18 protein-coding genes and 1 pseudogene are annotated in these 16,715 nt (G+C 76.7%); 15 read left to right on the top strand and 4 right to left on the bottom strand.

Going from position 1 to position 16,715, the window contains the following annotated elements:
• Positions 1–21 precede the first annotated feature (21 nt).
• The gene (locus KDL28_RS14420) at positions 22–1,146 is read left to right on the top strand and encodes a winged helix DNA-binding domain-containing protein (protein ID WP_252438739.1); all 1,125 of its coding nucleotides are present in this window, start codon (positions 22–24) and stop codon (positions 1,144–1,146) included.
• 4 nt (positions 1,147–1,150) lie between these two features.
• Here KDL28_RS14420 and KDL28_RS14415 read toward each other — a convergent pair whose 3' ends face one another.
• Positions 1,151–2,080: a VOC family protein gene (locus KDL28_RS14415; RefSeq protein WP_252438737.1), complete on the bottom strand. Its 930-nt coding sequence runs from the start codon at positions 2,078–2,080 to the stop codon at positions 1,151–1,153.
• 67 nt (positions 2,081–2,147) lie between these two features.
• Between KDL28_RS14415 and KDL28_RS14410 the strand changes: the two genes are divergently transcribed.
• The 7 genes from KDL28_RS14410 (at position 2,148) to KDL28_RS14380 (ending at position 7,741) form a co-directional block, all read left to right on the top strand.
• Complete coding sequence (locus KDL28_RS14410) at positions 2,148–2,744, top strand: TetR/AcrR family transcriptional regulator (RefSeq protein ID WP_252438735.1); 597 nt, start codon at positions 2,148–2,150, stop codon at positions 2,742–2,744.
• A gap of 79 nt (positions 2,745–2,823) precedes the next feature.
• Entirely contained in the window at positions 2,824–3,867 is a 1,044-nt protein-coding gene (locus KDL28_RS14405) for an alcohol dehydrogenase catalytic domain-containing protein (protein WP_252438733.1), read from the top strand.
• 52 nt (positions 3,868–3,919) lie between these two features.
• Positions 3,920–4,705 carry a hypothetical protein gene (locus tag KDL28_RS14400; protein WP_252438731.1) on the top strand — a complete coding sequence of 262 codons (786 nt, stop codon included), beginning with the start codon at positions 3,920–3,922 and terminating at the stop codon, positions 4,703–4,705.
• Positions 4,706–4,748: 43 nt separating this feature from the next.
• The gene (locus KDL28_RS14395; protein ID WP_252438729.1) at positions 4,749–5,816 is read left to right on the top strand and encodes an amidoligase family protein; all 1,068 of its coding nucleotides are present in this window, start codon (positions 4,749–4,751) and stop codon (positions 5,814–5,816) included.
• Positions 5,813–6,355: an RNA polymerase sigma factor gene (locus tag KDL28_RS41490; protein ID WP_252438727.1), complete on the top strand. Its 543-nt coding sequence runs from the start codon at positions 5,813–5,815 to the stop codon at positions 6,353–6,355. Before KDL28_RS14395 ends, KDL28_RS41490 begins: the two co-directional genes overlap by 4 nt.
• Positions 6,352–6,957 carry a hypothetical protein gene (locus KDL28_RS14385; RefSeq protein WP_252438725.1) on the top strand — a complete coding sequence of 202 codons (606 nt, stop codon included), beginning with the start codon at positions 6,352–6,354 and terminating at the stop codon, positions 6,955–6,957. Before KDL28_RS41490 ends, KDL28_RS14385 begins: the two co-directional genes overlap by 4 nt.
• A 46-nt stretch (positions 6,958–7,003) precedes the next feature.
• Entirely contained in the window at positions 7,004–7,741 is a 738-nt protein-coding gene (locus KDL28_RS14380; protein ID WP_252438723.1) for a hypothetical protein, read from the top strand.
• Here KDL28_RS14380 and KDL28_RS14375 read toward each other — a convergent pair.
• Positions 7,725–8,375, bottom strand: a complete 651-nt coding sequence (locus KDL28_RS14375; RefSeq protein WP_252438721.1) for a CGNR zinc finger domain-containing protein — start codon at positions 8,373–8,375, stop codon at positions 7,725–7,727. The two genes, KDL28_RS14380 and KDL28_RS14375, sit on opposite strands and share 17 nt — an antisense overlap.
• Positions 8,376–8,465: 90 nt before the next feature.
• Between KDL28_RS14375 and KDL28_RS14370 the strand changes: the two genes are divergently transcribed.
• Both KDL28_RS14370 and KDL28_RS14365 read left to right on the top strand, forming a co-directional pair.
• Positions 8,466–9,128: an AzlC family ABC transporter permease gene (locus KDL28_RS14370; RefSeq protein WP_252438719.1), complete on the top strand. Its 663-nt coding sequence runs from the start codon at positions 8,466–8,468 to the stop codon at positions 9,126–9,128.
• Positions 9,125–9,427, top strand: coding sequence for an AzlD domain-containing protein (locus KDL28_RS14365; RefSeq protein ID WP_252438717.1), 303 nt, complete (start codon positions 9,125–9,127; stop codon positions 9,425–9,427). The genes KDL28_RS14370 and KDL28_RS14365 overlap by 4 nt, the downstream gene beginning before the upstream one ends.
• Positions 9,428–9,441: 14 nt before the next feature.
• Here the strand turns inward: KDL28_RS14365 and KDL28_RS14360 are convergent, their stop codons facing one another.
• Positions 9,442–9,861, bottom strand: a complete 420-nt coding sequence (locus KDL28_RS14360) for a VOC family protein (protein WP_252438715.1) — start codon at positions 9,859–9,861, stop codon at positions 9,442–9,444.
• Between the two features lie 230 nt (positions 9,862–10,091).
• Here KDL28_RS14360 and KDL28_RS14355 point away from each other — a divergent pair, with 230 nt between their 5' ends.
• The 3 genes and pseudogenes from KDL28_RS14355 to KDL28_RS14345 form a co-directional block, all read left to right on the top strand.
• A complete protein-coding gene (locus KDL28_RS14355; RefSeq protein WP_252438713.1) occupies positions 10,092–10,328 on the top strand; it encodes a TetR-type transcription factor C-terminal domain-containing protein in 237 nt (78 codons plus the stop codon).
• A gap of 203 nt (positions 10,329–10,531) precedes the next feature.
• Positions 10,532–11,050, top strand: a complete 519-nt coding sequence (locus KDL28_RS14350) for a hypothetical protein (protein ID WP_252438711.1) — start codon at positions 10,532–10,534, stop codon at positions 11,048–11,050.
• Positions 11,051–11,511: 461 nt separating this feature from the next.
• Positions 11,512–11,985: pseudogene (locus KDL28_RS14345) on the top strand (cytochrome P450); the annotation flags it as partial.
• A gap of 8 nt (positions 11,986–11,993) precedes the next feature.
• Here the strand turns inward: KDL28_RS14345 and KDL28_RS14340 are convergent.
• A complete protein-coding gene (locus tag KDL28_RS14340) occupies positions 11,994–14,321 on the bottom strand; it encodes a thiamine pyrophosphate-binding protein (RefSeq protein WP_252438709.1) in 2,328 nt (775 codons plus the stop codon).
• Between the two features lie 203 nt (positions 14,322–14,524).
• On the opposite strand from KDL28_RS14340, the gene KDL28_RS14335 reads away from it, so the two are divergent.
• Complete coding sequence (locus KDL28_RS14335; protein ID WP_252438707.1) at positions 14,525–16,105, top strand: LLM class flavin-dependent oxidoreductase; 1,581 nt, start codon at positions 14,525–14,527, stop codon at positions 16,103–16,105.
• A gap of 79 nt (positions 16,106–16,184) precedes the next feature.
• On the top strand, positions 16,185–16,691 hold the full coding sequence (locus KDL28_RS14330) for a nuclear transport factor 2 family protein (protein WP_252438705.1): 507 nt from the start codon (positions 16,185–16,187) through the stop codon (positions 16,689–16,691).
• Positions 16,692–16,715 lie beyond the last annotated feature (24 nt).

Below are 16,715 nucleotides of genomic sequence, written 5' to 3'. Positions count from 1 at the left end.
CGCGCGGTAGCGTGCGCGGCCATGACGGTGATCGGCACCCGCGAGCTGAACCGCGCGCTGCTGGCGCGCCAGCTGCTGCTCGACCGCCACGACATGAGTGCCGTCGACGCCGTCCGGCACCTGGTCGGGGTGCAGGCCCAGGAGCCGCTGGAGCCCTACGCCGGGCTGTGGTCGCGGCTGCGCGGGTTCGTCCCCGCCGAGCTGGTGGAGCTGCTGGAGGGCAGGCGCGCGGTGCGCACCCTGCTGATGCGCCGCACGCTGCACCTGGTCACCGCCGAGGACGCCGTCGGGCTGCGGGCGCTGCACCAGCCGATGCTGGAGCAGCGGGTCATGGCCGTGCTGCGCGCCCGGCTGCCCGGGGTCGACCTGGCCGAGCTGCGCGCCGCGGGCACCCCGCTGTTCGCCGAGCGGCCCCGGACCCTGACCGACGTCGCCCGGGCCGTCGCCGGGCGCTGGCCCGGGGTCGCCCCGCGCGACCTGGGCGACGCGCTGAGCTCGGTCGTGCCCCTGGTGCAGGTGCCGCCGCGGGGCGTGTGGGGTGCGAGCGGGCCGGCCGCGAACACGACGATCGAGGCGTGGCTGGGGCGTCCGGTCGCGGCGGCCGGGAACCCCGGCGCCGGTCGCGCCGAGGACCTGGTGCTGCGCTACCTGGCCGCGTTCGGCCCCGCCGCCTCCGCCGACGTGCGGGCATGGTCGGGGCTGACCGGGCTGCCCGCGGCGATCGCGCGGCTGCGCCCCGAGCTGGAGGTCCTGCGCGACGGGCGCGGGCGCGAGCTGCTCGACCTGCCCGGCGCCCCGCGCCCCGACCCCGACGTCCCGGCCCCGCCGCGCTTCCTGCCCGCCTTCGACAACGCGGTGCTCGGCTACGACGACCGCACCCGCGTCATCGACGACCGCCACCGCGGCCTCAGCGTCGGCGGCGCCCGCTTCCTGCTGGTCGACGGCCGGGTCGCGGCCACCTGGACCACTGAGCCCGCGCAGCCCACCCGCGCCGCGGACGACCCGCCCGTCCTGCGGATCAGCGCGCTGGTCCCGATCACCGGCGCCGACCGCGACGCCGTGGTCGAGGAGGGCGCCGGGCTGCTCGCGTTCCTGACCGACGGCCGCACCGACGGCCGCGTCGAGATCGACGGGCCCGCCGGGTAGGCGCCTAGTGGCCCCGGTCGGTGAACACCACCGCGCACCCGCCGGCCTCCGCCGCGGGCACGAGGATCGCGCCGTCCGGCGTGTCGCGCACCCCGAAGCCCGCGCCGACGAGCAACGCCCGGGTGGAGGCGAGGTCGCGCACCCGCACCGCGAACGCGGCGAAGGCCGGCAGCGCCGGGGCGCGCTCGCCGGGGAGCACCGCCCCGAGCGCCGAGTCGCCGACGAGCACGACGCGACCGGCGTCGAGGTCGAGCACGCGGGTCGGCCCGACCTCGCGCACCGGCCGGGCGAGCAGGCGCCGGTAGCGCCCGGCGTGGGCGTCGAGCTCGGCGTCGGGCACGCAGAGGACGGGTCCCAGCAGGTCGAGCGCGCCGTTGGGGTGCTCCGGGCCGGTCTCGTCGAGCTCCTCGGCGAACGCGAGCCTGCCCTCCGGGCTCGCCGCGGCGTCGACCTCCAGCAGGGCCACCGGCACCGGAGCGCCGCCGTCGGGCGAGGGGCGGGTGAGCCGGACGACACCGCCGTGCCCGATCCCGGCGCCGGTCAGCCGCGCGGCCGCGGCGTCGGCGTCGGAGGTCGCCAGCACCAGGATGTGCAGACCGGCGAAGCGGTCCAGGGCGGCGCGCACCCTGGCGGTGGTGGCCGCGATGCTCGCCGCGACCCGCTCCCGGGCCGCCGCCGGCACGTCCAGCGCCACCAGTTGCCCGGCGGGGGCGTCGGCGCCGTCGAGCACGGTGACCAGCTCGACGAAGTTCCGCCGGAACGCCAGGTGGGTGTTGCCCGCGCCGACCGCGCGCGCCGGCCCGCCCGCCGCGGGCAGCACCGGGAAGCTCGGCGGCGGCACCCGGAACCCCATCCGCCGGTACCGGTCGGCGGCGGCCCCGATGTCGGGCACGACGTGCCCGACGTGGTGCACCCGGTCGATCGTGTCGGTCATCGCGCCACCCCAAATCTGATAGTAGACTCCCAAACAGTAGCGTTGTAGCAAAAGGAAGTGAGCTGTCATGACTTCGGGCGGCGGTCTGCGGGAGCGCAAGAAGGCGCGTACCCGGGCGGCGATCCAGCAGCACGCGCTGCGCCTGTTCCGCGAGCGGGGCTACGCCGCCACGACCGTCGAGCAGGTGGCCGAGGCCGCGGAGGTCTCCCCCAGCACCGTGTTCCGCTACTTCGCCGGTAAGGACGACCTCGCCGTCCTCGACGACCACCACTCGCTGGCCGCCGTCATCCCCCGCCTGGTCGCCGAGCAGCCCGCCGAACTGGGGCCGCTGGCGGCGCTGCGGGCCGCCCTGCGCACCGCCTTCGCCGGGCTCGACCCGCACGACCGCGCCGCCCGCACTGCCCGCGACCTGGCCCTGCTGCAGGTCCCCGAGCTGTGGGCGGCCAACGCCGCGATGGTCGGACGCGCACTGGACGCGCTCGGCGAGCTGGTCGCCCGCCGCACCGGCCGCGACCCGGCCGACCCCGCCGTCCGGGCGCTCATCGGCGCGGTGGCCGGGGTGAGCGTGCGGGCGCTGCTCGACGCCGCGAACACCCCCGGTACCGACCCGGTGGAGGCGGTCGACCGGGCGCTCGGCCTGCTGGAGTCCGGCCTGGCCCTGTGAGGGCGCGTCGCAATCTGCGACATCCCGCGGTGTGCGCCGTCCCTAGCGTGGGCCGCCGGACCCAACGGACGGAGGCGGGATGAAGGCGCTGGTGTACCACGGACCCGGCAGCAAGGCCTGGGAGGACGTCCCGGACGCCGCCGTCCAGGAGCCCACCGACGTGGTCGTCCGGGTGGACACGACCACGATCTGCGGCACCGACCTGCACATCCTGCACGGCGACGTGCCCGCCGTGACCGACGGGCGCATCCTGGGCCACGAGGCCGTCGGGACGGTCACCGCCGTCGGCGCGGCCGTCACCGGGTTCGCCGAGGGCGACCGGGTGCTGGTGCCGGCGATCACCCGCTGCGGGCGGTGCGCCTACTGCCAGCGCGGGATGCCCTCGCACTGCGCCACGGTCGGCGGCATCGGCTGGATCTTCGGCCACCTCATCGACGGCACCCAGGCCGAGCTCGTCCGCGTGCCCTACGCCGACACCTCCCTCTACGCGGTGCCCCCGGACGTCACCGACGAGCAGGCCATCTTCCTGGCCGACTCGCTGCCCACCGGCTACGAGGTGGGCGTGCTCGCCGGTGGGGTGCGCCCGGGCCACACCGTGGCCGTCGTGGGCGCCGGCGCGGTCGGGCTGGCGGCCGTGCTGACCACCGGCCTGTGGGGGGCCTCGCGGGTCATCGCCGTGGACACCAACAAGTTCCGGCTGGCCAAGGCGCTCGAGTTCGGCGCCACCGACGCCGTCGAGGCCGGGGAGGGCGCGGTCGGCGACGTGCTGGCGATGACCGACGGGCTCGGGGTGGACGTGGCCATCGAGGCGGTCGGCTACCCGGAGACGCTGCGGACCGCGGCGGCGCTGGTGCGCCCGGGCGGGACCGTGGCCAACGTCGGCGTGCACGGCGTCCCGGTCGAGCTGCCGATGCAGGACCTGTGGATCCGCAACATCACGCTGACCATGGGCCTGGTCGACACGGTCTCGGTGCCGACCCTGCTCACGATGGTCGCGAGCGGGCGCATCCCGGCCGAGCGGATGGGCACCCACCGGTTCACCTTCGCCGAGATGGACCACGCCTACGACGTCTTCGCGAACGCCGCGGCCAACGAGGCGCTCAAGGTGGTCATCACGCCCTGACCCGATGTGACGCACGCCACTCAGGGGTTCGGGGCCCGGTGGGCTTCTCGGGGTGTCGCACCGCACCGCGGTGCCCGCGCTCCCCGAGGAGACCACCATGGACCCCGCTCCGCAGACCGCCCCGGACCCCGAGCCCGCCCGCCGCAGGCGCCGCCGGGCCGCGGCCCTCGGCCTGATCGCGTTGCCGGTGGTCGGTTCGGCGTTCGTGCTGCCGGCCATCGCCAACGCCCAGGCGGGCGTCGCGCCCGCGGCCTTCGTCAGCCCGGGCACGGACCGGCCCGCCGGCACCGACCCCGACCAGGCCGCCGTGCTCGCCTACCTCGACGCCGGCTACACCTACCAGGACTCGCTCGACCTGGCCGCGATCTGGGGCCTCGACCTCGACCCGTTCGGCGTCAAGGTCGAGGCGGGCTCCTTCCTGGAGCGGGGGGTCGCGCTCAAGGCGTCGCCGCTGGCCGACCCGACCCTCGACGACGGCGCCTCCGACGAGCAGCTGGTCGACCTGTTCTTCGCGCTGGGCTACACCGGCGAGGACGCCGCGGTGCTGGCCGAGCAGTGGGAGCTGCCGCTGGGCGAGGCCAAGGTCGCGGCGGGGCGCGAGCTGAAGGTCGTCGGCGTGCTGCCGTTCGTCGACGTGCCGCCCGTGGACGAGTACGTGCCCGCCGCCGGCGACGACGCCGCACTGGCCGCGTTCTTCGACACGGGCCACGACTACGACGACGCCGTCGCCCTCGCCGCGCACTGGGGGCTCGGCGAACCGTTCGAGGCCAAGCTGAAGGCCGGTGGGCTACTGCGGTCGGGTGAGGCGCTGCCGTCCGTGCCCGGTGTCGGAGACTGATCGCGACCGACCGACGGCCGACGGGAACGGGGGGACCGTCCGCGTGCCGAGCGAGCTGCAGTCCCGCGTCGGGTTCGAGATCGAGCTGCTGACCCCGCGCGGGAGCAGCCGCGCCGACCTGGCCGCGGCGATCGCGGCCGGGTCGGGGGGCCGGGTCGAGCGCGCGTTCCACCGCGACAGCGAGCCGTCGGCCGTACCGGGCATGGGCAGCTTCCGCCACCTCACACCGGCCTTCGACGTCGTCGACGCCGAGGGCGCCCCGGTGTGCTCGGTGGTCGACGACGTCACCATCGTGGCCGGTCTGGACGTGCGGGCGGTCCCCGCGCCGGGCTGGTACCGGATGCTCACCGACGACGCCCGGCTGCTGAACCTGCTGGCCGGGGTCTGCGACCCGCAGGCCGAGCAGGGCGAGGTCCTCAAGCCGGTGGCGGCGCTGTTCGGCACCGAGGTGCTGGCGGCCGGGCCGTCGATCTTCCGCGTCGTCGACCGCGACGGCGCCAGCGTGGCGATGGCCGCCCCGCTGCCCGGCGAGCGCGAGCGGCCCGCCGAGATCATCACACCGCCGCTGGAGCGCGACCACGCCGCGGCGCTGGACCGGCTGCTCGGCCCGGCCAGGGCGCTGGGGTGCGCGGTGCCGGTGGAGGCGGCCGTGCACCTGCACCTGGACGCGGCGCCGTTCCGCGCGCCACGGGCCTTCGCCAACGTCGTCGCGCTGTTCGGGCGCTGGCGCCCGGCGCTGTGGCGGCTGCTGGGCACCAACCCGGCGTGCCGGCGGCTGGCCGCGCCGCCGCAGGCGCTGCTCGACCGGGTCGACGCCCTGCGCGGGCTCGGGACGTGGGCGGAGGTGCCCGCGGCGCTGGCGGACGTCGAGCTGACCAAGTACAGCGACGTGAACCTGCTGCACGTGCTGCGCGCGCCGCGGGTCAAGGACACCCTCGAGGTGCGCATCCTGCCCGGCGCCGACGCCGCCGAGGCGATCGTGGAGCGGGCCGCGCTGGTCGAGGGGCTGCTGCGGCTGTGCGTCGAGGAGCCCGACCTCCCGCACCCGCCCACCGGGCGCGTCGAGGAGGACACCGCGACGCTGGAGCGCTGGGGGCGGGGCCGCCGGTGAGCACCGACGTCGACGTGACCGTGGCCGCCCTCGACTTCGCCCGCTGGTACGGGGCGACCGTCGAGGGGCTCACCCACCGCGTCGCCGCCGCGGTCGGCGACCCGATGCTGGGCCGGGAGGCCACCGCGGAGGCCTTCGCGCGCGCCTACGAGCGCTGGCCGCGGATCGCGGCGATGGACTCGCCGGAGGGCTGGGTCTACCGGGTCGCGGTCAACATCGGCCGGCGCAGCTGGCGCCAGCGCGCGCTGGAGAGCCGGGCGCTGGCCCGGATGGTGCCCGAGATGATCGGCGGCGGGGTGGTCGGTGGGGGCGCCGACCACCCCGCCCACCACCCCGACGACGTCTACCGCGCGGTCCGCAAGCTGCCCCGCCGGATGCGCGTGGCGATCCGCCTGCGCTACTGGGACGACCTGACCGAGCAGCAGATCGCCGAGCGGCTGCAGGTGCCGGTCGGCACGGCCTCGTCGCTGCTGACCACGGCCCGCGCGCGACTGCGGCGGGCGCTGGGCGCCGAGCCGACCACCGGAGGTGGACGATGAACGAGCGGAACCGCCCGCTGCCGCTGCACGACGTGTTCGACATCGTCGAGCGCCGCAGGCGGCAGCGGGCCAGGGTGCGCGCGGTCGCCGGGCCGGCCGCGGCGGTGGGGGCGGCGGGCATGGCCGGGGTGATCGTGCTGGCGCTGCAGACCGCGCCCGACCAGGTCGACCCGGCCGCGACGCCGCCCGGCCCGTCCGCGGCGCTGATCAGCTCGACGCCACCGGCCGTGCAGCCCGCGCAGCCCGCCTCGCCCCCGCCCTTCGACCCCGACGACCTGCGCCCGGGCTACCTCTCCGAGGTGGCCTCCGGGGTCAGTGGCCTGGCCGAGGACGCCGACCGCGCCCGCATCGGCGAGCAGGCCACGGCGATCGAGCGGGCCTGGGGGTTGGAGTTCTACCCGGAGGCCAAGGCCGTGGCGATGAAGGCGCTCACCACCGGCACGCCGCTCGTGGTGGACGACCCGAGCGGCGCCGATGCGCTGGTCAACGGGTTCGAGCGGGCCGGCTACACCGAGCAGGACGCGGCCGAGCTCGCCGCGGCGTGGGGCACCGACGAGCGCACTGCGAAGATCGTCGGAGTACTGCTGGCCCAGGCGGACTGAGCGGCCAGGACGTGGCGGCCGCCGGCCGCCGGATCGGGGGACGACGATGGCGGGAACGCGACTGCGCCGGTGGGCGCCGGTGGCCGTGCTCGCGGTGGGCCTGGTCGTGGGGGGTTGCGGCACCGCCGCGCCGCCGCGGCCCGCACCCACCACCGCACCCACCACCGCACCCACCACCGCACCCACCGCGGGCGACCCGGCGTCGACCGGCACCGGGCCGACCCGGCGCGCGACGCCGGGCGAGCCGGGCGGCGAGGTCGCGCCCGACGTCGCGTTGCCGGACGAGGGCGAGCGCAGCCCGTCGGCGGAGACCACCGACTGGGTCACCGAGACCGGCACCCACCGCTCCTGGCTGCTCGACCCGTGCTCGCCGACGGCCTACCCCACCGACGCCCGGCGCACCGGCTTCAAGACCGTCTCCCAGACCGGCCCGGAGTACCAGGGGGCCCGCCAGCTCGCGACCTACCCCAGCGCGCAGGACGCCGCCGAGGTGATGGACGGCTTCCGCCGCGCGCTGGCCGCGTGCCGCACCGGGAGCACCGAGCAGGGCAGCCGGTGGGAGTGGGTCACCCGCGACGAGCCGACGCTCGGCGACGACGGCCTGCTGGCCGCCAGCACCGTCGGCGGCCCCGGGTTCGCCCCGGCCGGCGACCGCGTCGCGGTGACGCGCATCGGTTCGAGCGTCTTCCTGGCCTTCAGCAGCGGGGAGTCCGGCACCGCCGAGATCGACGGCGCCGCCGAGCAGGCGCGCGAGGTCGCGCAGCGCTTCATCGACTCCCGCTGAGCCGACCCGGCGCCGCGCCGGGTACGTCCCCCTCCGGCGGGTGGGTGCGGGCGTAGTGCCGGCGCACGCGGTGCCGGTTGCCGCAGTCGGCCGAGCTGCACCAGCGCCGCGCTCCGCGCCGGCCGGCGTCGTGGAAGACCCAGCCGCAGTCGCCGTCGGCGCACCGGCCCACCCGCGCCCCCGGGAGCCCGAGCAGGTCGTGGACGTCGAGCAGGATCCGGCGGGTGGGCGTGCGGGGGTCGAGGGCGGCGACCTGCCAGCGGTGGCCGTCGGGGCCGGGGCGCAGCGCGGCGTGCGCGATCGCGTCGCGGACGCCGTCCTGCAGCGCCGCCGGCGCGGGGTGCTCCCGCAGCGCGCCACCGGCGTCCACGGCGGCGTCGACGTAGGCCGCGAGCTCCTCGCGCACCCCCACCAGGCTCGACAGCACGCGCCCGCCGTCGGGGCGCAGGCGTGCCGACTCCGCCGCGGTGACCACTCCGACGCGGACGAGCCAGGTCAGCGCGTCGGCACCGGTGGCCAGGTGGTCCTCGCGGCGGGCGGGGTCGCCCCGCCAGGAGACCGTGTTGACCAGGTCGAGGCAGGCTCGACCGCCGACCAGGCGCACCGACCCGGCGCGCGACGGCGGGGTGGGCATCGGTCCTCCTGCGGGGTTGCCGCATCGCGACGACGAGCATACGGTCCCGACCTAATGGGCGAAACTCCGACGAGTCATTAGGGAGGCGGGGTGGCTCGATCCGCGGGGTGGCGGCGCGGCCTGCGGGACTCCGCGCCGCTCGTCCTGCCGACGGTCGCCGTGGGCGTCACCTTCGGGCTGCTCGCCGCGCCGGTGATCGGCGCGACGGCCGCCGTGGTGATGTCGGCGGTGGTCTGGTCGGGCACGGCCCAGTTCGCCGCGGTCGGCGTGCTGGGCGCGGGCGGCGGCGCGGTGCTGGCCGGCGCGTCCGGGCTGCTGGCCAACACCCGGTTCGTGCCGATGGGCTTCGCCATCGCGGCGTCGCTGTCGGGTCCGGCACCGCGGCGCGCCGCGGTGGGCGCGACGGTGGTCGACGCGTCGTTCGCCATCGCGCACCGCGGCGGCGGCCGGTTCGACGCCGCCGCACTGGTCGGCGCGATGCCCCTGCAGTACGTGGCGTGGCTGCTCGGCACGGCCGCGGGGGCCCTGGGCGCCGACGTCCTGGGCGACCCGCAGCGCTGGGGCCTGGACGTGCTCTTCCCCGCCTTCTACCTCAGCCTGCTGATCGGCGAGCTGCGCGAGGACCGCCGGGCGCGGCTGGTGGCGGGCTGCGCCGCCGTCATCGCGCTGGCCCTCGTGCCGTTCACGCCGGCGGGCGTGCCGGTCGTGGCGGCCGCCGCGGCCGCGCTGATCGGGCTGCGGGAGCGCCGGTGATCTGGGTGCTGATCGGCGTGCTGGCGGTCGGCACGCTGGTGGCCAAGGCGATCGGCCCCGTGCTGGCCGGTGGCCGCCCCCTGCCCGCGCGGCTGGCCGGGGTGATCGCCCTGGTGGCCCCGGCGCTGCTGGCCGCGCTGGTCGTCATCGGCGCGTTCAGCACCCAGCGCGGGATCGTCGTCGACGCGCGGGCGCTCGGGCTGGGCGCCGCGCTGGCGGCGCTGCTGCTGCGGGCCCCGCTGGTGGTCGCGCTCGTCGCCGCCGCCGTGGTCACCGCGCTGGCCCGCCTCATCGTCTGAGGACGGGCCCGCGCTCAGGAGGCGAACAGCTGGGACAGGTCGCGGAAGGCCTTGAACTCCAGCGCGTTGCCCGCCGGATCGAGCAGGAACATCGTCCACTGCTCGCCCGGCTCGCCGGCGAACCGCAGGTAGGGCTCGATCACGAAGGTCGTCCCGGCCGCCTTCAGCCGCCCGGCCAGGTCGTGGAAGCGCTCGACGTCCACGACCAGCCCGAAGTGCGGCACCGGGACGCGGTGGCCGTCGACGTCGCTGTGGCCGACCGGGCCCGACCCCGCCGACCGGTGCGTGACCAGCTGGTGGCCGTCGAGGTCCCAGTCGACCCAGTGCTCGGCGGAGCGGCCCTCGGCCAGCCCGAGCACCCCGCCGTAGAACTCACGGGCGCGGGCGATGTCGTCGACCGGGACGGCGAGGTGGAACGGTGGTCTGTCGCTCACCGCCGCCAGCGTACCGCCGCCGAGCCGCGCTTCCCGCGACCTGGCCGCCGCGCTCAGCGGCCCGGGAGCTCCGGGCGGCGCCGCTCGACACCGCGGCCGGCGCCGGATCGGCCGTCGTCACCGCGGGTGGCGCTGCACCTACGATCGAGCGATGACCAGCGGCTCCCCCACGTCCACCGACCGGGACGGGATCTCCGGGGAGGGCGGGGTGGACGGCCTGGCCGAGCCGGGTGGCGAGGAGAGGGCGGGCTCCAAGTCGGCGCGCACCCGGCGGCGACTGCTGGACGCGGGTCGCCGACCTGGCCGCGGCCGGCCAGCTGCGCGAGGACATCGACCCGTCGGCCGCGCGCATGCTCGTGCTCGGGGCGCTGAACTGGGCCGCCGAGTGGTGGGACCCGGACAGGGGGTCGATCGAGGACGTCATCCGCACCGCCCAGTCGATGGTGCTGCACGCCCTGCGACCCTGAGCCCTCCCGATTTGAACCCGGAGTAGATCGCCGTCCATGACGTCCGACGATCCCCCGGCGGCACCGTGGCCTGCGTGGAGACCGCGAAGCTCGTCGTCGACCGGATCATCGCCGACCGCCCGGTGCCGGCGCGGGTCTGATCCGCCCGGCTCCGGGGCGTGACCGGCGTTCCGGTGATCGTCGCGGTGCGCGATGCTGGCGCCATGACGAAACACCGGGGGAACGGCGAGGTCGACCGCGGCGCCGACGGCGCCGACAGCGTCGGCACGACCAGCGGCGTCGCGGTCGCCGGCAGCGTGGGCACCACCAGCGGCGTCGCCGTGGCCGGCAGCGTCGGCACCACAAGCGGCGTCGCCGTGGCCGGCAGCGTCGGCACCACAAGCGGGGTCGCCGTGGCCGGCAGCGTCGGCACCACCGGCAGCGTGGCCGTCGCCGGCAGCGCGGGCACCGCGGCCAGCGTCGCGGTGGCCGGTAGCGCGGGGACCGTCGGCAGCGTCGCCGTGGCCGGCAGCGCCGGGACGGCGGGCAGCGTTGCGGTGGCCGGCAGCCTGCTGACCCTGCTCAGCATCGCGCTCAGCGCCTGCATCGCCTGCCTGGCCTGCGTCGGCTGCCGGCGGTGCGTGGCCTGCATCGGGTGCGTCGACTGCGTCGACTGCGTGGGCTGCGTCGGGTGCGTCGGCCTGCGCGGTGCGGTGGGCCAGCGGGGCGTGCGCGCGGCATGAGGCCTGCCGCCGACCCGCGCCCGCGCCGTCGCCCCGGTGGTCGACCCAGTCGAGCTCGCCGAGCTGCAGGTTCGCCGGCACCATCCACCGGCCGGCCCCGGCGATCTCGGCGGCCGCGCCGAGGCGCTCGAACAGCACCAGCGCCTCGCCGATGTGGTGGCGGGCGCGCTCGCCCTGCTCGGCCTGCAGCGCCGGCTCGCTGATCCGGGCGTGCGCGCCCGCGCCCAACCACAGCACCGGGGACCTGCGGTGGGCCGCGAGCATCGCCTCGGCGGCGGCCAGCGCCCGGTCGGTGCGGCCCTCGCCGTCCCACAGGTAGCAGGCCACGGGCCCAGGGTAGGGCCGGCGCCGCCGCGCCCGGCCGTCGATCCGGCGGCCCGCGCCCGGTGGCCACGGGAGGTAAGCGTGTGCTCAACTCTTCGGGTCCCGCCCCCGCCCGCCGAGCCGAGGGAGATCCCCGTGACGAGACCACCCGCAACGCGATCTCCCACGGCATGGCCGCCTTCCTCGACAACCCCGAGCAGTGGGAGCTCTACCGGGCCGAGCGCCCCGCCACCACGGCCGACGAGGTCGTGCGCTGGGCGACGCCGGTGGTGGCCTTCCAGCGCACCGCGACAGCCGACACCGAGCTCGGCGGCCAGGCGATCCGCAAGGGCGACCGGGTCGGCATGTTCTACAGCTCGGCCAACTTCGACGAGGCGGTCTTCACCGACCCGCACCGCTTCGACATCACCCGCTCCCCCAACCCGCACCTCGGGTTCGGCGGGCACGGGGCGCACTACTGCGTGGGCGCGAACCTCGCCCGGCTGGAGATCGAGCTGATGTTCGAGGCCATCGCCGACCACATGCCGGGCATCGCCGCGGCGGGCGCGCCCGTGCGCCAGCGCTCCGGGCGGCTCAACGGCATCAAGTCGTTCCCGGTCACCTACGGCTGAGCGACTGCTCACCCCACGACGTCGAGCGCGGCGCGCACCACCGAGTCGGCGTCGATGCCGTGGTGGCGGTGCACGGCGTCGAGGTCGCCGGACTGCCCGAACCGGGACACCCCCAGGTGCGCGGCCCGCACGCCGTTGATCCCGGCCAGGAAGGCCAGCGTGTGCGGGTGCCCGTCGAGCAGGGTGACCATCGGCGCGGCGCGGCGGGCCGGGAACGCCGCGTCCAGGATCCAGCCGGGGCCTTCGCCCCGGCCCGCGCGCGCCTGCACCGCGTCGAAGACCAGCCCCGGGCTCGTCACGCACACGACGTCGGCGGGCACGCCCTGCGTGTCCAGGCGCCGGGCCGCGACCAGCGCCTCGGGCACCATCGCGCCCATCGCGGCGATCGTCACCGCCGGCGCGGGCGACGCCGACCGCAGCGGGTAGGCGCCGGCCACGACCTGCCGGCGGCGCCGCTCGCGCGCGGCCGGGTCCGCCGGCACCGCCGCCAGCGTCTGGTCGACCGGGCGCGTGGACAGGCGCAGGTACGCCGACGTGCCGTCGGGGCGACCGAGCCGGGCCAGGCTCGCCAGCAGCGTCCACTCGACGTCCAGCGCGAACGCGGGCTCGTAGGCCACGCAGCCCGGCTGCTCCAGCCCGACCGACGGCGTGGTGACCGACTGGTGGGCCCCGCCCTCCGGGGCCAGCGTCACCCCCGACGGCGTGCCGACCAGGATCGACTGCCCGCCGGCGTAGATCCCGAACGACCACGGCTCCAGCGCCCGCTCCACGAACGGGTCGTAGAGCACCCCGATCGGCAGCAGCGGCTCGCCCCACCGGCTCCAGGTGGCGCCCAGCTCGCCGAGCAGGCCGACCAGGTTGGTCTCGGCGATGCCCAGCTCCAGGTGCTGGCCGTCGGGCTGCTCGCGCCAGTGCAGGATCGTCTCCGGGTCGTCGGCGAACCAGTCCACGCGCTCCCGCGCCGACCAGACGCCCACCTTGTTCACCCAGCCGCCCAGGTTCGTCGACGAGCTGACGTCCGGGGCCAGCGTGACCACCCGGCGGGCGGCCTCCGGCGCCGAGCGGGTCAGGTCGAGCAGGGTCCGGCCGAGCGCGGCCTGGGTGGTCGCGGTACCGCCCGGCGTGCGGCCGAAGTCGGCGGGGACGGCCGGCGCCGCGGGCGCCGGCACCGGTGGACGGCGCAATCGGGCCGCCGTCGCCGCGCAGAGGGCGTCCTCGGACGTGCCGGCCGCGAAGCGGGCCCACGGCCGGTCCACCGACGCGCCGACCGCGGCGGCCAGCTCGGCGAGCTGGGCGTCGGTCAGCAGGGAGGAGTGGTTCTGCGGGTGACCCTCGCTGGCCAGCCCGTAGCCCTTGACCGTGTAGGCCAGGATGACCGTGGGGCGCGTGTCGTCGATGGCGTCCAGGGCCGCGCCGAGGGTCTCCAGGTCGTGCCCGCCGAGGTTGCGCACGGCGGCGTGCAGGGTGGCGTCGTCCAGGTCGGCGACCAGGTCGGCCACCTCCGCGTCGGCGCCGGGCAGCCGCTCGCGCAGCTGCTCCGGCGAGCAGCGCAGCAGCCGCTGGTACTCCGGGTTGGGCATCTCGTCGATGCGCCTGCGCAGCGCGGCGCCGCCGGGGCGGGTGAACAGGTCCTCCAGCAGGCGCCCGTACTTGACGGTGAGCACCTGCCAGCCCGCGGCGGCGAACATGCCCTGCAGCCGGGTGGCACCGAAGTTCGGCACGACCCGGTCGAGGCTCTGCCGGTTCAGGTCGACGATCCACACGATCTCGCCGAGCTCGGCGACCATCGGGTCGAGCACGGCCTCCCAGCAGGCGCCCTCGTCCAGCTCGGCGTCGCCGACCAGCGAGTACTGCCGCCCGGTGCCGACCGCGCCGTCGAACTTCGCGACGTAGCGGCGGGCCAGCGCGCCCCAGATCGGGGCGGTGGCGCCGATGCCGACCGAGCCGGTGGAGTAGTCGACCGGGTCGGGGTCCTTGGCCCGCGACGGGTAGCTCTGCAGGCCGCCGAACTCGCGCAGGGTGCCCAGGTAGCGCTCGTCCAGCTCGCCGAGCAGGAAGTTGATGGCGTGCAGCACCGGCGAGGCGTGCGGCTTGACCGACACCCGGTCCTCGGCGCGCAGGTGCCGGAACCACAGCGCGGTCATGATCGTGGCCATCGAGGCGCTGGAGGCCTGGTGGCCGCCGACCTTGAGCCCGCCGGGGTTGGGCCGCACGCGGTTGGCGTGGTGCACGATCGCGGTCGAGAGCCACAGCACGCGCTGCTCGACCGCCCGCAGCACCTCCGCGCTCGACGCGGGGGTCGCCGGGGTCCCGGTGGGCTCGCGCAGGCCCGTCATGGCCGCTCCTTCCGACGATCGGAGCACCACTGGACCACCGCGGCGGCGTGGGCACAACCGAGCGCCGCCGCGGCGGGCAGGATGCCCACCCGGGTCGCGGTGCGCGCCCTGGCCGAACGGCGGGGCCTCCCGCGCGAGGCGGTGGCGACCCGGCTCGCCGGGCGCGCGACAGCCAGGCCGTCTATCGCAGAGAACATCTAAATATGTACAATCTGAACGACAGCACGTTTTCTGGAGGGACACCCGCGATGCCCGACCTCGGCCACGACCTCGCGTTCGGCACGTTCATCACCCCGGCCGCCGACCGCGCCGAGCAGGCGCTCGCGCTCGCCGAGCTGACCGAGCAGGTCGGGCTCGACCTGGTCAGCGTGCAGGACCACCCGTACCAGCCCGCCCACCTCGACGCGTGGACGCTGCTGTCGGTGATCGCCGCCCGCACGCGCTCGGTGGCGGTGCTGCCCAACGTCGCGAACCTGCCGCTGCGACCGCCCGCCGTGCTGGCCCGCAGCGCCGCCAGCCTCGACATCCTCAGCGGTGGGCGCGTCGAGCTCGGCCTGGGCGCCGGTGCGTTCTGGGACGCCATCGCCGCCCAGGGCGGCCCCCGCCGCACCCCCGGCGAGTCGCTCACCGCGCTGGCCGAGGCGATCGGGGTGATCCGGGCGCTGTGGACGCCCGGGCGCGGGGCGCGCACCGCAGGTGAGCACTACCGCCTCGCGGGGGCCAAGCCCGGCCCGTTCCCCGTCCACGACATCGGCATCTGGCTCGGCGTCTACAAGCCGCGCGGCCTGCGCCTGACCGGGCGCGCCGCCGACGGCTGGCTGCCCAGCTCGCCCTACCTGCCCCCCGAGCAGCTGGCCGCGGCCGGCGCCGTCATCGACGAGGCCGCGCGGGCGGCCGGGCGCGAGCCGTCGGCGGTGCGCAGGCTCTACAACGTCGTGGGCACCTTCGAGGGCACCGGCCGCGAGTTCCTGCAGGGCCCACCCGAGGTGTGGGTGGAGCAGCTGGCCGAGCTGGCGCTGACCGAGGGCGTGTCCGGGTTCATCCTGATGGCCGACTCCCCCGACCTCATCCGCCGCTACGCCGCCGAGGTCGCCCCGGCCGTGCGGGAGCTGGTGGCGGCCGAGCGGGCCGGCGCGGCGGGTCCCGCCGCGCCCCTCCACGTGCCCGAACCGGTCACCGCGCGCGGATCCCTGGCCGGCGTCCCCACCCCCGACGACGGCACCCGGCTCAGCACCGAGCACGTGTGGGACGAGTCGACCCGCCCGACCGGCCCGGCGTCCGACCCCCGCCGCGACTACACCCCGCACGAGGTGGCCGCCGGCCGGCACCTGGTGGACGTGCACGACGGGCTGCGCGCCGAGCTGCGGCAGCTGCGCGACATCGCCGACCAGGTCGCCGCCGGGGCGCTGGACCCCGGGACCGCCCGCTCCCACCTGCAGACCATGACGCTGCGCCAGAACAACTGGACCCTGGGCGTCTACTGCGAGACCTACTGCCGGATCGTCACCACCCACCACACCATCGAGGACCGCACCCTGTTCCCGCACCTGCGCCGGGCCGAGCCCGCGCTGGCCCCGGTCGTCGACCGGCTGGCCGAGGAGCACATCGCGATCCACGGCGTGATCGAGCGGGTCGACCAGGCGCTGGTGGCGCTGGTGACCACGCCCGACGGCATGAAGGACCTGCGCGCCGCGATCGACCTGCTCACCGACACCCTGCTGTCGCACCTGTCCTACGAGGAGCGCGAGCTGGTCGAGCCGCTGGCCCGCCTCGGGTTCGGCTAGCCGGCGGGCGCCCCGACCCGTTGATCCGCCCGTCGGGCCCCTGCGAGCATTGCGGGCGCCGTGAACCGTGGGGGCCCGCATGACCATGCAGATCCGGCAGCTCGTGCACAGCCTCGAGGTGCTGGCGGACTCGTTCGGTCGAGCCGTCTACGCCGGTGGCGACACCGCAGCGGCGCTCGCGTGCGTCACCGACTCGGTCGAGGTGGCGAACCTGCCCCACGGCGTCACCGCGCGCGGCGCGGCCGAGCTGCGCCGCCGACTCGACGAGGACCTCGCCCCGCACCTGCCGCCCGACCTGACCTTCCGCCGCGTGTCGCGCACGGCCGACCAGCGCCGGCTCGTCGACGAGTCGGTGGTGGCCTTCACCCACGACCGGGCCCTGCCCTGGCTGCTGCCGGGCGTGCCCGCGACCGGGCGGCCGGTCGAGGTGCTGGCGATCACCGTCGTGTCCGCCGAGCACCGCAGCCGCCTCGGGCTGACCACGACGCTCATCGACCGCCACCGCACCCTGTGGGACTACGCCGGGCTGCTGGCCCAGCTGCGGCTCGACCCGGCCGACGCGGCGGCGCTGCTGGCCCGGGGCTGAGCCCGGCTTGACCGCTTGCCGCGC

It is taken from the genome of Pseudonocardia humida (assembly GCF_023898865.1).
GTDB classification, from domain to species: domain Bacteria; phylum Actinomycetota; class Actinomycetes; order Mycobacteriales; family Pseudonocardiaceae; genus Pseudonocardia; species Pseudonocardia humida.
The sequence above is the reverse complement of the archived record's forward strand: the minus strand, read 5'-3'. Positions and strand labels throughout refer to the sequence as shown.